The organism is Intestinimonas massiliensis (ex Afouda et al. 2020), assembly GCF_900626285.1.
In the GTDB taxonomy this organism is placed as follows: domain Bacteria; phylum Bacillota; class Clostridia; order Oscillospirales; family Oscillospiraceae; genus Flavonifractor; species Flavonifractor massiliensis_A.
The window spans coordinates 409,028-421,484 of the sequence record NZ_LR131148.1; the positions used below are offsets into that span (position 1 = coordinate 409,028).

At 63.5% G+C, this 12,457-nt stretch carries 13 protein-coding genes; 10 read left to right on the forward strand and 3 right to left on the reverse strand.

The window, feature by feature from the left end; translation table 11 throughout:
• Window positions 1–53 precede the first annotated feature (53 nt).
• Together E0E41_RS17900 and brnQ are read left to right on the forward strand one after the other, a co-directional pair.
• Complete coding sequence (locus E0E41_RS17900; protein ID WP_087241378.1) at window positions 54–224, forward strand: DUF362 domain-containing protein; 171 nt, start codon at window positions 54–56, stop codon at window positions 222–224.
• 76 nt (window positions 225–300) lie between these two features.
• Window positions 301–1,593, forward strand: coding sequence for a branched-chain amino acid transport system II carrier protein (gene brnQ, locus E0E41_RS17905; protein WP_130871231.1), 1,293 nt, complete (start codon window positions 301–303; stop codon window positions 1,591–1,593).
• A 35-nt stretch (window positions 1,594–1,628) separates the two neighbouring features.
• Here brnQ and spoVAE read toward each other — a convergent pair whose 3' ends face one another.
• Together spoVAE and spoVAD are read right to left on the reverse strand one after the other, a co-directional pair.
• Window positions 1,629–1,997, reverse strand: coding sequence for a stage V sporulation protein AE (gene spoVAE, locus E0E41_RS17910; protein WP_130871304.1), 369 nt, complete (start codon window positions 1,995–1,997; stop codon window positions 1,629–1,631).
• Entirely contained in the window at window positions 1,997–3,019 is a 1,023-nt protein-coding gene (gene spoVAD / locus E0E41_RS17915; RefSeq protein WP_130871232.1) for a stage V sporulation protein AD, read from the reverse strand. Before spoVAD ends, spoVAE begins: the two co-directional genes overlap by 1 nt.
• 151 nt (window positions 3,020–3,170) lie before the next feature.
• Here spoVAD and E0E41_RS17920 point away from each other — a divergent pair, with 151 nt between their 5' ends.
• From E0E41_RS17920 to guaB, 3 genes are read left to right on the forward strand one after another with little or no spacing between them, the layout of a single operon-like run.
• Window positions 3,171–3,788, forward strand: coding sequence for a hypothetical protein (locus E0E41_RS17920; protein WP_165450610.1), 618 nt, complete (start codon window positions 3,171–3,173; stop codon window positions 3,786–3,788).
• A gap of 2 nt (window positions 3,789–3,790) precedes the next feature.
• Window positions 3,791–4,549, forward strand: coding sequence for an acyl-[acyl-carrier-protein] thioesterase (locus E0E41_RS17925; protein ID WP_242623871.1), 759 nt, complete (start codon window positions 3,791–3,793; stop codon window positions 4,547–4,549).
• 42 nt (window positions 4,550–4,591) lie between these two features.
• Window positions 4,592–6,067 carry an IMP dehydrogenase gene (gene guaB, locus E0E41_RS17930; protein WP_130871235.1) on the forward strand — a complete coding sequence of 492 codons (1,476 nt, stop codon included), beginning with the start codon at window positions 4,592–4,594 and terminating at the stop codon, window positions 6,065–6,067.
• 40 nt (window positions 6,068–6,107) lie between these two features.
• Here the strand turns inward: guaB and E0E41_RS17935 are convergent, their stop codons facing one another.
• Window positions 6,108–7,052 (reverse strand): S1 RNA-binding domain-containing protein, encoded by a 945-nt coding sequence (locus E0E41_RS17935; protein WP_242623872.1) that lies wholly within the window; start codon window positions 7,050–7,052, stop codon window positions 6,108–6,110.
• Between the two features lie 133 nt (window positions 7,053–7,185).
• Here E0E41_RS17935 and E0E41_RS17940 point away from each other — a divergent pair, with 133 nt between their 5' ends.
• The 5 genes from E0E41_RS17940 (at window position 7,186) to E0E41_RS17960 (ending at window position 12,440) form a co-directional block, all read left to right on the forward strand.
• Complete coding sequence (locus E0E41_RS17940) at window positions 7,186–7,383, forward strand: DUF951 domain-containing protein (protein WP_130871236.1); 198 nt, start codon at window positions 7,186–7,188, stop codon at window positions 7,381–7,383.
• On the forward strand, window positions 7,380–8,447 hold the full coding sequence (gene hisC, locus E0E41_RS17945; protein ID WP_130871237.1) for a histidinol-phosphate transaminase: 1,068 nt from the start codon (window positions 7,380–7,382) through the stop codon (window positions 8,445–8,447). Before E0E41_RS17940 ends, hisC begins: the two co-directional genes overlap by 4 nt.
• 124 nt (window positions 8,448–8,571) lie before the next feature.
• Entirely contained in the window at window positions 8,572–9,426 is an 855-nt protein-coding gene (locus E0E41_RS17950; RefSeq protein ID WP_130871238.1) for a sigma-E processing peptidase SpoIIGA, read from the forward strand.
• A 17-nt stretch (window positions 9,427–9,443) separates the two neighbouring features.
• Entirely contained in the window at window positions 9,444–10,172 is a 729-nt protein-coding gene (gene sigE, locus E0E41_RS17955; RefSeq protein WP_130871239.1) for an RNA polymerase sporulation sigma factor SigE, read from the forward strand.
• A 120-nt stretch (window positions 10,173–10,292) separates the two neighbouring features.
• Entirely contained in the window at window positions 10,293–12,440 is a 2,148-nt protein-coding gene (locus E0E41_RS17960; protein WP_130871240.1) for a leucine-rich repeat protein, read from the forward strand.
• Window positions 12,441–12,457: the final 17 nt, after the last annotated feature.

Consider the following 12,457-nt stretch of genomic DNA (forward strand, 5'->3'; position numbering starts at 1 on the left):
TTGAAAAGTTATGATACAATAACTGTAGTTTTAGAGTTTGGAGGTGTATTCCAATGGCCTATGTCATCAGCGACGCTTGCGTGAGCTGTGGTTCTTGCGAGGGCGCTTGCCCCGTGGGCGCCATCTCTCAGGGCGATAGCCAGTACGTCATCGACGCCGGTTCCTGCATCGATTGCGGCAGCTGCGCCGACACCTGCCCCACGGGTGCTATTTCCCAGGGCTAATTTGGTGCATACAGTAAAAAACAGCGGCACGCCGTCCGGTGTGCCGCTGTTTTTAACCCAATCAGGAGGTAGAGACATGCAGCTGCGGGGGAAAAACCTGATTTTGGTGGGCTTTACGCTGTTTTCCATGTTCTTTGGTGCGGGCAACCTGATCTTCCCGCCGGGCATCGCCGCTCAGGCGGGTACCGCCACCTGGCTGGCCGTAGTTGGTCTGGCGGTGAGCGCCGTGGGTCTGCCGGTGCTGGGTGTGGTGGCGGTGGCCCGCTCCGGCGGAATAGATACCCTGGGCAGCCGGGTACACCCGCTGTTCTCCCGGGCCTTTACCATTGCCGCCTATCTGGCCATCGGTCCCTGCCTGGCCATTCCCCGCACCGCCACTACCTCCTTTGAGATGGCGGTGCCCCCCTTTGCGGGGGCGGATGCTCCCATCCCGCTGTTCCGGCTGATCTACTCCCTGGTGTTCTTTGCCGCCGCCCTGGTCATTGCCCTGCGTCCGGAGAAGCTGACCGACCGGCTGGGCAAGGTCCTGTGTCCCATTCTGGTGGCTCTCATCATCATCACTTTCGTGGGCTGCCTGGCCAACCCCCTGGAGGGATACGGACCGGCTATGGGGAACTATGTGACCCACCCGGTGATCCAGGGCTTCCTGGAGGGGTACCAGACCATGGACACCATTGCCGCCCTGGCCTTCGGCATCATCATCTCCGTCAACATCCGGGCCAGAGGGGTGGAGGAGGAGCGCGCCGTGGTCCGGGGCACCGTCCGCTCCGGCGTCATTGCCGGGATAATGCTCCTCATCATCTACTGCATGCTGGCCCATATCGGCGCTCTGTCCGCCGGGGCCATGCCCGATCCCACCGACGGGGCCCAGGCCCTGACCAACGTAGTGGGCCTGCTCTTCGGCACCTGGGGCAACGTGCTGCTGGCCGGTATCTTCATCATCGCCTGCTTCAACGTGTGCGTGGGTCTCATCAGCTCCTGCGGCGAGTACTTTTACTCCATCTGCCCCAAGCTGAGTTATAAGGGCTGGGCGGTGCTCTTCGCGGTAGTGAGCATGGTGATCTCCAACGCGGGCCTGGCCCAGATCATCTCGGTGTCCGCGCCGGTTCTGGGCATCCTGTACCCCATGGCCATTGTGCTCATCGCCCTGTCCTTCTTCCACCGCTGGCTGGAGGGAAAGCGGTGGGTCTATCCCCTGGGCGTGCTGTTCGCCGGCGCCTTCAGCGTGCTGGACGCCCTGAAGGGCCTGATTCCCGGCCTGAAGGATGTGCTGGCGGCCATGCCCCTGGCCTCCATCGGGCTGGGCTGGGTACTGCCTGCCGCGGTGGGTATCGTGCTGGGCCTGATCCTGCCCTCCAAGCAGAAATAAAGGAAGAGCGTCCGCAGTCCGCGGACGCTCTTTTTTCATGACTTGGACTTGGGCTTGAACAGCAGAGCCACCACCAGGCCGAAGAATACCGCGGCGGTGATGCCCCCTGCGGCGGCTGTGACGCCGCCGGTGAGGGCCCCCAGCACGCCATGCTCCGCCACCGCCTTGGCCACGCCCTTGGACAGCAGCCAGCCGAAGCCGGTGAGGGGCACGGTGGCCCCGGCCCCGCCGAACTGGGCGATATATTTGTAAATGCCCAGCCCGCCCAGAATGACGCCCGCCACCACATAGGTCACCAGGATGCGGGCGGGGGTCAGCTTGGTCCTGTCAATGAGCACCTGACCGATGAGGCACAGCACGCCGCCGCATAGAAACGCCCTGCCGTATTCCCAAAACACTTCCATCATGATTCCTGCCTTTCCTGTTCGATGGCCACCGCATGGCACACCGAGGGGATGCTCTCCCCCTGCTGGGTGGAGGTGGGGGAGAGAAGGGCTCCGGTGCCGCAGAAGAGGATGCGTTTCCACCGGCCTTCCGTCATGCCGTTGAGGAGGAGCCCGCACAGCACCGCCCCCGAGCAGCCGCAGCCGGAGCCGCCGCAGTGGACGTCCTGCCCCTCCAGGTCGTAGATCAGGGTGCCGCAGTCGGCCAGATGGGGGAGCTGGAGCCCCTCCATCTGTAAGAGCTGGGCCAGCAGCTCGTGGCCCAGCTGCCCCAGGTCGCCGGTGATCACCAGGTCGTAGTCCGAGGGTTTTCGGCCGGTGTCCCGGAAGTGGGCCAGGATGGTGTCGGCGGCGGCGGGGGCCATGGCGGCCCCCATGTTGTTGGCGTCCTTGATGCCCTTGTCCACGATCTTGCCGGTGGTGACGTGGGTGACCTTCGGACCCTGGCCCTCCCGGCCCAGGATGACGCATCCGGAGCCGGTGACCGTCCACTGGGCGGTGGGGGTGCGCTGGCTGCCGTACTCCAGGGGGGTGCGGTACTGCCGCTCCGCCGAGCAGAAGTGGGAGGAGGTCATGGCCGCCGCGTGCTCCCCGAACCCGCCGTCCAGCAGCAGCGCGGCCAGGGACAGGCTCTCCGCCATGGTGGAGCAGGCACCGTACAGCCCCAGGAAGGGCACCTCCTGGTCCCGGGCGGCGAAAGCGGAGCCGATGCACTGGTTGAGCAGATCGCCCGCCAGCAGATAGTCCAGAGCGCCGGGGGCCAGGTTGGCCTTTTTCAGGGCGGTGGAGAGGGCCAGCTTCTGCATGGCGCTCTCCGCCTTTTCCCAGCTCTTTTCTCCAAAGGTGTCGTCCTGGTTCACCATATCAAAGGTGGCGGCCAGAGGCCCCTCTCCCTCTTTTTTCCCCACCACGCTGGCCCAGGAGAGCAGGCAGGGCCGGGAGGGAAGTACGGCGGTCTGGCCGCCGGGCTGCTTTTTGTTCATAGCCTCATCCCTTTTTTCTTGTGTGGTGCTATTTTGAACGAAAAGGCGAAAAAATATGAGGGCGGATTTTACGGGGCGGGCGCTGGTCAAGAAAGGTGCTTTGCGGTATAATAAACAAAATGTCATTTTTCTTGAGAAAAGGAGGCATACCATGGCCGAGGAAGCCAAACGCACGCTGGCCTATTTCTGTCCCGCCTGCCGCCAGATCGTGGCGGCGGAGCGCACGATCTTCCAGCTGGCCGCGTCAACCAATACCCTGCCCTGTCCCTGCGGCAAGTCCAGCCTGCGGGTGGAGCTGATGGGGGACCGGGTAAAGCTGACGGTGCCCTGCCTGTTCTGCGGCAAGGACCACTCGGTGATCTGCTCTTCCCACGCCTTTCTCCACCAGCGGCTGCTGGCCTTCTCCTGCGCCCAGTCCGGCCTGGACTGCTGCTACGTGGGGGAGGAGGGAGCGGTGTTCGCCGCCCTCAAGCGCCTGGAGGAGGCGGTGGACAAGCTGGACCCCAACGGCGGGGAAAAGGGCAGCTTTCTGGATGAGTTCATCATGCACGAGGTGCTCTCCGAGCTGAAGGAGATCGCCCAGCGGGACGGCATCTCCTGCACCTGCGGCTCCCACCGCTGGAAGCTCCAGGTGAATTACAGCTCCATTGACCTGTTCTGCGCCGACTGTGGAGGCGCCATGCGTATCCCGGCCGCCACCTCCAGCGATATCGACGACATCTGCTGCAAGACCAAGCTGCTGATCCACGGCAGCAAGGGGGAGGGGTAAGGGTGTTTTACGAGGGAGAATATCTGGTGGATTCCCGGGATGTGGACCAGTGGTACAACTGCCGCCCCTCCGGCCTGCTGGGGATCCTGCAGGAGGCGGCGGTGTCCGCAGCCTGCGCCCTCCACGCCTCCCGGGAGGAGATGCTGAACAAGTACAACCTGTTCTGGATGATGGCCCGGCTGTGGTACCGGCTGGACCGGCCCCTGAAATGGGGGGAGCGGGTCACGGTGCGTACCTGGCACCGGGGCGGCAAGGGCGTTTCCACCTACCGGGACTTCGATCTGCTGGTAAACGGCAAACCGGTGGGGGAGGCGGTCTCCCTCTGGGTGGTGGCTGACGAGCAGACCCACCGCCTGGGCCGTATGAGCGGCATTGAGGAGTTCCAGGGCACCGACGGCGGGGAACTGTGCAAGAAAAAAATGCTGTCCCACCTGCGGATGCCCGGAAACATGGCGCTGGCTGACCGGCGGGCCATGCACTACAGCGATACCGACGTCAACGGCCATGTAAACAACGTGCGCTATGCCGACTTCATCTGCGACGCGCTCCATATGGAGCGGCTGGGGCCGGAGCGGTTTGTTTCCTCACTCCAGGTGGGCTACCTGGCGGAATGCCAGGCGGGGGAGACCCTGGAACTCTACACCGGGGAGCAGGACGGCCTGTGGTATGTCCACGGGACGGACTCCGGCGGAAAGAGCCGTTTTGACGGGGCCGTGACGCTGGCCCAGATTCCTCTTGACGGAACGGCCGCCATCAAGTAAAATAGATAAAATTTTAATAAAAAAAGGAAAAGGAGATGCACCATGGTCAATACCGAGCAAAGCCAGAAGTTCACCCGGCAGGGCCTGACCTTTGACGACGTCCTGCTCATTCCCGCGGAGAGCGACGTCCTGCCTGCCGACATCGATCTGCACACCCAACTCACCCGCAAGATCCGGCTGAATATCCCCCTGATGAGTGCCGCCATGGATACGGTCACCGAGTACCGTATGGCCATTGCCATCGCCCGGGAGGGCGGTATCGGCATCATCCACAAGAATATGTCCATCGGGGCTCAGGCCGAGCAGGTGGACATGGTCAAGCGCAGTGAGAACGGCGTTATCACCAACCCCTTCTGGCTGGCTCCCGGCCACACCCTGGCCGAGGCGGACGAACTGATGGCCAAATACCGCATCTCCGGCGTGCCCATCTGCAAGGACGGCAAGCTCATCGGCATCATCACCAACCGTGACATGAAGTTTGAGACGGACATGAGCCAGCTGGTGGACAACGTGATGACCAAGGACCACCTGGTCACCGCCAAAGAGGGAGTCACTCTGGAGGAGGCCAAGGAGATCCTCCGCCGCCACAAGGTGGAGAAGCTGCCCATCGTGGACGAGCAGTTCCACCTGAAGGGCCTCATCACCATCAAGGACATTGAGAAGGCCACCGTGTATCCCAACTCCGCCCGTGACGAGAAGGGCCGTCTGCTGGTGGGCGCCGCCATCGGCGTCACCTCCGACGTGCTGGACCGGGTGGCCGCTCTGGTGGAGGCGGGAGCCGATGTGCTCTGCCTGGACTCCGCCCACGGCCACTCCCACAACATTCTGGACTGTGTCCGCCGGATCAAGGCCCTGTATCCCGATGTGCAGCTGATCGCCGGCAACGTAGCCACTGCCGAGGGCACCCGGGCCCTCATCGAGGCGGGCGCCGACTGCGTGAAGATCGGTATCGGCCCCGGCTCCATCTGCACCACCCGCGTGGTGGCCGGTATCGGCGTGCCCCAGATCACCGCCGTGTATGACGCGGCCTGCGTAGCGGCGGAGTACGGGATCCCCATCATCGCCGACGGCGGCGTGAAGTACTCCGGCGACATTGCCAAGGCCCTGGCCGCCGGTGCCAACGTGGTCATGCTGGGCTCCCTGCTGGCCGGCTGTGAGGAGTCCCCCGGGGACACCGAGGTCTATCAGGGCCGTCAGTTCAAGGTCTACCGGGGCATGGGCTCCCTGGGCGCCATGGCCTGCGGCTCCAAGGACCGCTATTTCCAGCAGAACAACAAGAAGCTGGTGCCGGAGGGCGTGGAGGGCCGTGTGCCCTACAAGGGACTGACCGGCGAGACTGTCTATCAGCTCATGGGCGGCCTGCGGGCCGGCATGGGCTACACCGGCTGCCACAACGTGGAGGAGCTGCACACCAAGGCCCAGTTCATGCAGATCACCGCCGCCGGCCTGAAGGAGTCCCACCCCCACGATATCTATATCACCAAGGAAGCGCCCAACTACACGCTCAATCCCCAATAAGCAATGCAAAGGCCGCCGTCCACAGGACGGCGGCCTTTTTTTAATCGGAAAAGATGGATTCCATCCCTATTTTGCAGCATCCAGGCGGCGCGTATTTCCACTTTTCAATGCGGCCCTGGGTGAGGAAGTAGTGCAGGGGTTCCGGTTCGGCGGCGGGGGGCAGGGCGTCGATGACCAGCAGCTTGATCTTCATCCGCTCAGGCAGGATGGCCTTGATGTACACCGAGACCCGGCCTCCCTCCCGGAGCAGGGGGCTGTGCTCCGCCAGGCCGGACAGGTTGGGGGTGAGCTCCACGAAGGCGCCGTACTCCTTCATCCCCCGGACGATGCCCGGTACCGTCATACCCGCGTGGAACCGGGCGGCGTTCTCCTGCCAGGTGCCCAGCAGCTCCTTGTGGGTCAGGTAGATCCGCCTGCGGACCGGGTCCAGGTCCTGTACCACCGCCAGGATATCGTCTCCTACGGAAAAACGGGCCTGGGGGTGGGGAATGCGGGCCACTGAGATATTTTCGATGCCGATGAGGGAGACCACTCCGCAGCCGATGTCCACAAAGGCCCCGAAGGGCTCCAGATGGGTGACGGCGGCCGGGATGATCTGGCCGGGCCGCCACTGTTCCAGCATGTGGTCCAGGGCCATCTGCTGGGCCCGGCGGCGGGAGAGCAGAGGGACCAGCTGACCATCCCGCTCCTCCAGCGCCTCCACGGTAAAGCACACCGGCTTTCCAACCCGGGAGAGGATGGCGATGTCCCGGGTCTCTCCCTCGGCAATGCCCAGAGCGGCCTCCTCCCGGGGGATCCGGCCGGTGTAGGGTCCCAGCGCCACGGCCAGATCATGGCTGGCGTCGCAGGAGAGAGCGGTACCCTCCAGAATGGCGTTCTCCTCCATGGCCCGGCGCAGAGTGTCGGGAGAGGCGCAGGCCCCCTGATTTTCCGGTGTGTGCAGCAGCCGCCCTTCGGGCGGAAAACGGCTCGTCAATATGACCAATCCTTTCTGTGTTCCGGACGCTTTTTTCTCGATGGGTCAGTATATGCGCCGGGCAACCTTGAATTGACAGGGAGAAGCGGGGAAATTATAATATACTTTATAGCGATAAAGCGCGGCGGAAGGAGAACAGGCCATGGATATCCGGGTAGGCGACGTGCTGGAATTAAAGAAAGAGCACCCCTGCGGGAGCCGCCGCTGGCAGGTGCTGCGGGTGGGTATGGACTTCCGCCTGCGCTGCCAGGGCTGCGGCCATGAACTGATGCTGCCCCGGAGCAAGGCGGAAAAAAGTATCAAAAAGGTGATCCGAAGCGGGGAGGACGAACAGACATGAAGGAATTCTGGAGCAAGCGGGCAAAAGAACTGACGCCCTATGTGCCGGGGGAGCAGCCCAGGGAGCGGAAGTTCATCAAGCTCAATACCAATGAAAATCCCTATCCCCCCTCCCAGGCGGCCCTGGCTGCCATCCGGGAGGCCGCCGGCGAGAGCCTGAGGCTCTATCCCGACCCGGAGTGCACCTCCCTGCGGGAGGCCCTGGCCGCCACCTTTGACCTGAAGCCCAACCAGGTCTTTGTGGGCAACGGCTCGGATGAGGTGCTGGCCCTGTGCTTCCAGGCCTTTTTTGATCCGGACCGCACCATCCTGTTTCCCGACATTACATACAGTTTCTATCCCGTGTTTGCCGATCTGTACGGCCTGAGCTACCGGGAGGTGCCCCTGGATGAGCGGTTCGGCCTGCCTCTGGAGCCTTTCCTGGGAAACAACGGCGGCGTGGTGATCGCCAACCCCAACGCCCCCACCGGCCGGGCGGTGTCCCTGTGCGACATCCGGGCCCTGCTGGAGGGCAATCCGGACTCGGTGGTGGTGGTGGACGAGGCCTATGTGGACTTCGGCGCCCAGTCTGCTGTGCCGCTGATCGACAGCTATCCCAACCTGGTGGTGGTGCAGACCATGTCCAAGTCCCGGGCTCTGGCGGGCCTGCGGGTGGGCTTTGCCCTGGGCAATGAGAATCTGATGGCCGCCCTCAACAGTGTGAAGAACTCCTTCAACTCCTACACCCTGGACCGGCTGGCTCTGGCCGGGGCGGAGGGGGCTCTGCGGGACGGGGCGTACCTGCGGGCCACCACCATGAAGATCTCCAGCACCCGGGACTGGGCGGCCGACCGGCTGAAGCGGATGGGCTTCGAGGTCAGCGATTCCGCCGCCAACTTCCTGTTTATTTCCCACCCGGAGGTGTCCGCCAAGACCCTGCTGGACGGCCTGCGGGAGCGGGGCATCCTGGTGCGCTGGTGGGACAAGCCCAGGATCCGCGACTATCTGCGGGTCACCGTGGGTACCGACCAGGAGATGGAGGCCCTGTGCGAGGCCCTGGCCCAGATGGTGCCGGAAGTATCCTGAACAGCAGATGTGCCCGGGCGGCAGCGCCCGGGCACATCTTTTTTGTACCCCTACCCGTTCTGACCTTTTTTGTGGACGGGACTGGGTATAATGGGCCTGACGGCGGGCAGAGGGGGAGAGGCGGATGCGGACGGTCTATCTGGATGAGCTGTTCCTGCTGAATCTGGTGGTAGACTACCTGCTGCTGCTGGCCGCCGGGCGGCTGGTGGGGGAGGTGCTCCGCCGGGGCCGGCTGGCACTGGGGGCGCTGCTGGGCGCCGCCTATACCGCGGCGGTCTTCCTGCCCGGGTGCGCCTTCCTGCTCCACCCCTTGTGCAAGCTGGGGGCGGCGGTGGGGATGGTGCTGACGGGCTACGGCGGCAGCCGGAGGCTGCTGCGGGTCAGCCTGGTGTTTTTTGCCGTGTCCGCCGCCTTTGGCGGCGGTATTTTTGCCCTGAACACCCTGGGCAGTCGGGGGCTGGCCCTGGAAAACGGGGTGCTGTCCTCCGCTATGGATCTGCAGCTCATCCTGCTGTCGGCAGCGGGGTGCTATGCGGGTATTACGCTGGTGCTGGGCCGGGCCGCCCGGCACAGCGGGACCCGGGAGCTGGTGCCGGCGGTGCTCCGGCTGGACGGGCGGCGGGCGGTCCTCACCGCTCTGGTGGACACGGGAAACACCCTCACCGATCCGGCCACCGGAAAGCCGGTGATGGTGGCAGAGGGGGAGAAGGTAAGTGCCCTTTTTCCTCCGGGGCAGGCGCCGGGAGCGGCGGAGCTGCGGGAACCGGCGGAGCTGATGGAGCGGCTGGACCGGCAGGGCTGGCGGGGCCGCTGCCGGCTGCTGCCTTACCGGGCGGTGGGAGTGGAGTGCGGGATGCTGCTGGCTCTCCGGCTGGACGGGGCCAGGGTGGGCGGCGAGGAGTGGGGAAAGCTGCTGCTGGCCCTGTCGCCCACGCCGCTGTCGGACGGCGGCGGCTACTGCGCCCTGATCGGCGCGTAACAGACAGGAAAAGGGGGATGGATCGGATGGGCTGGAGGGTACGCTGGTACGTGAATCTGCAAAAGCTGCTTGCCAGGCTGGGCCTGCGCCTGCCTGGCAAGGTCATGTACATCGGAGGCAGCGATACGCTGCCTCCGCCTTTGTCCCGGGAGGAGGAGGCCGGGCTGATCGCCCGCCTGGACCAGGGAGAGGAGGAGGTGCGCGCCAAGCTCATCGAGCGCAACCTCCGTCTGGTGGTGTACATCGCCCGCCGGTTCGAGAACACCGGGGTGGGTATCGAGGACCTGATCTCCATCGGGACCATCGGCCTCATCAAGGCCATCAACACCTTCCAGCCGTCCAAAAACATCAAGCTGGCCACCTACGCCTCCCGGTGCATCGAAAACGAGATCCTGATGCACCTGCGCAAGACGGCCAATCTGAAGAGCGAGGTGTCCTTTGACGAGCCTCTGAATACCGACTGGGACGGCAACGAGCTGCTTTTGTCCGATATTCTGGGCACGGAGAACGATCTGGTGATGAAGCCCATCGAGGACGACGTGGACCGCAAGCTGCTGCTGGACGCCCTGGAGAAGCTGGAAGGCCGGGAGCGGCAGATCATCACCATGCGCTTCGGCCTGGACGGACGGCCGGAGCGCACCCAGAAGGAGGTGGCGGACAGCCTGGGCATCTCCCAGTCCTATATCTCACGACTGGAGAAGCGGATCATCGCCCGGCTGAAGCGGGAGATCCTGCGGATGCTGTAGGCAGGCGGGCTGACCAGTTTTCTTTTTCAGGGCATAAAACCGTCTTTACATTTTCCAACTTTCAGGTATTATTACATTAAAGCGGCCAAATGGCCCGTCATAAAAACGGAGGGTTGGAAAATGAAGAAGGCCTTACAAGCACTGCTCCTGCTGGCGGTCATCACGTACATCGGTTCCATAGACGCATCCGCGGTTTCCACCGGCTCTCCGGAGGAGATACAGCCCCAGAATGTGAGTATCAGCGTCCCCAGTGGGGAGACGGGGCGGCACCTGCCCAGCCAGGTGGACATCGCCACCGAGCGCAACTATGCAAAGCAATTTACCTACGATTCGGCCTATAAGACTGTGCCCAACGCTGCCGCGCCCTACGCCCAGGGCGCTCTCACCGACCAATACCTGCAAAGCGGCCTGGCCCACCTGAACTACATCCGCTACGCGGCCGGCCTGCCCGCCGCCACCCTGGTGCCCGAGTGGAACGAGCTGAGCCAGTACGGCGCCACGCTGCTGGCGTCCATCGATACGCTGACCCACTATCCCTACAAGCCTGCCGATATGTCCCAGGATTTCTATGATAAGGGGCGTGAGACTACAGAATCCTCCAATATCTCCTACCGCTGGGGATACGGCGACCAGAATTTCATCATTTCCTCTCTGGAGGGCTGCATGAGCGACAATTCCAACAGCAACCGCTCCGCCCTGGGCCACCGCCGCTGGCTGCTCAACCCCCTGGAGGATATGCAGGTCGGCTTTGGGCAGGCCGAGTCCGAGGGGGGCAGCGTTTATGTCGTCACCAAGGTCTTTGAAAGCGGCAGCTACGGAAAGCTGCCGACCGTTGACTATGAGTACGTGGCCTGGCCTGCTTCCGGCAATTTCCCCTCGGAGCTTATCACCAAGCAGGACCCCTGGTCGGTCACCCTCAATCCCAGCCTGTATAAGCGGCCCACTGCAAGCCAGGTCAGCGTCACCATCACCCGGGAGAGCGACGGCAAGACGTGGAACTTCTCCTCCGGCAGCGCGGACGGATTTTTCACGGTGAACACCCAAAATTACGGCGTGAACAACTGCATCATCTTCCAACCCGACCAGGACAGCTGGGATGACGAGCTCTATGACGGCACCTATCACGTGACTGTGTCCGGCCTCACCAAAATTAACGGCAGCGCCGCCAATCTCTCCTATGACGTGGACTTTTTTGACGTCTCCGCCGTCCCGCTGCCCGAGTACACCGTGAGCGCCTCCACCTCCGGTGGGGGCACCGTCTCCCTCAGCGCCCAGCAGGTCACCGCCGGGTGCAGTACCTCCTTTACCGTCACTCCGGACAGCGGGTACAGCACCGCTTTCGTAAGTGTAAACGGCCAGTCTCAGCCCATCCAGACCACCTACACCATTGAGCGGGTCTCCCAGGACACTGAGATCAAAGTGCTCTTCCAGGACGCCCTCACCGGCACCCTTTCCGACGGCACGTTCTCCTACTCCGTAGGCCCCAGAGGCACCCTCACCGTTGTGGGGCTGACCGACCAGAGCGCCGGCGGCCCGTTGACGATACCCGATGAATACGCCGGCCTGCCGGTCATCGCCATCGGCGACGATGCCTTTGCGGGCAGCGCCATTACGGGGACAGTGTCCATCCCGTCCTCTGTGGCCAAAATCGGGGAGAATGCCTTCGCCTCCCTGCCCGGCGTCACAGCCTTTGAAATGGCGGAAAATGACTCCTACGCCAGCCTGGACGGCGTCCTGTTCGAAAAGGACTTCAACGGCGCCCTCACCACCCTGGTGAGCTACCCCGCTGCCTCCCCCCGCACCATCTATGTCGTGCCCAATATAGTGACTGCCCTTGCCGCCAGCAGCTTCAGCGGCGCCCAGAAGCTGGACACCCTGTATGTGCCCAGCCGGCAGATAAGCGCCGAAACCTCCGCCTTCAGCGGCTGCACGCTGAACCTGATCGGCCGGACGGGTACGAAACTCCAGACCCAGCTGCCCGGCCTCTCCGGCACCCTGTCTTTTTCAGATATTGAGGCCCAGCCCGTCGTCTCCCTGAAAGAGGACACAATCTGCTATCTCAATCTGGGCACTTCTTCGGACACTCCCCAGCTGATTCTGGCCGGCTATGAGGAGACAGGGAAGCTGACGGATGTGCAGTATATCGCTGCGGAAGAGGACAGCGTGGTGCTGATCGACACCGGAGCGCTTGACGCGCCAGTCCTGAAGTGCTTCCTGCTGGACGAAGATCTGATTCCGCTGGGCCAGCCAGTCATTCCCCGGCAGTAACGGCCCGTCTGCTTCCT

Bases quoted from the DNA above. Each gene is read 5' to 3' on its own strand.
- E0E41_RS17900 (WP_087241378.1), top strand. From the start codon at position 54: ATGGCCTATGTCATCAGCGACGCTTGCGTGAGCTGTGGTTCTTGCGAG.
- brnQ (WP_130871231.1), top strand. From the start codon at position 301: ATGCAGCTGCGGGGGAAAAACCTGATTTTGGTGGGCTTTACGCTGTTT.
- spoVAE (WP_130871304.1), bottom strand. From the start codon at position 1,997: ATGGAAGTGTTTTGGGAATACGGCAGGGCGTTTCTATGCGGCGGCGTG.
- spoVAD (WP_130871232.1), bottom strand. From the start codon at position 3,019: ATGAACAAAAAGCAGCCCGGCGGCCAGACCGCCGTACTTCCCTCCCGG.
- E0E41_RS17920 (WP_165450610.1), top strand. From the start codon at position 3,171: ATGGCCGAGGAAGCCAAACGCACGCTGGCCTATTTCTGTCCCGCCTGC.
- guaB (WP_130871235.1), top strand. From the start codon at position 4,592: ATGGTCAATACCGAGCAAAGCCAGAAGTTCACCCGGCAGGGCCTGACC.
- E0E41_RS17940 (WP_130871236.1), top strand. From the start codon at position 7,186: ATGGATATCCGGGTAGGCGACGTGCTGGAATTAAAGAAAGAGCACCCC.
- hisC (WP_130871237.1), top strand. From the start codon at position 7,380: ATGAAGGAATTCTGGAGCAAGCGGGCAAAAGAACTGACGCCCTATGTG.
- E0E41_RS17950 (WP_130871238.1), top strand. From the start codon at position 8,572: ATGCGGACGGTCTATCTGGATGAGCTGTTCCTGCTGAATCTGGTGGTA.
- sigE (WP_130871239.1), top strand. From the start codon at position 9,444: ATGGATCGGATGGGCTGGAGGGTACGCTGGTACGTGAATCTGCAAAAG.
- E0E41_RS17960 (WP_130871240.1), top strand. From the start codon at position 10,293: ATGAAGAAGGCCTTACAAGCACTGCTCCTGCTGGCGGTCATCACGTAC.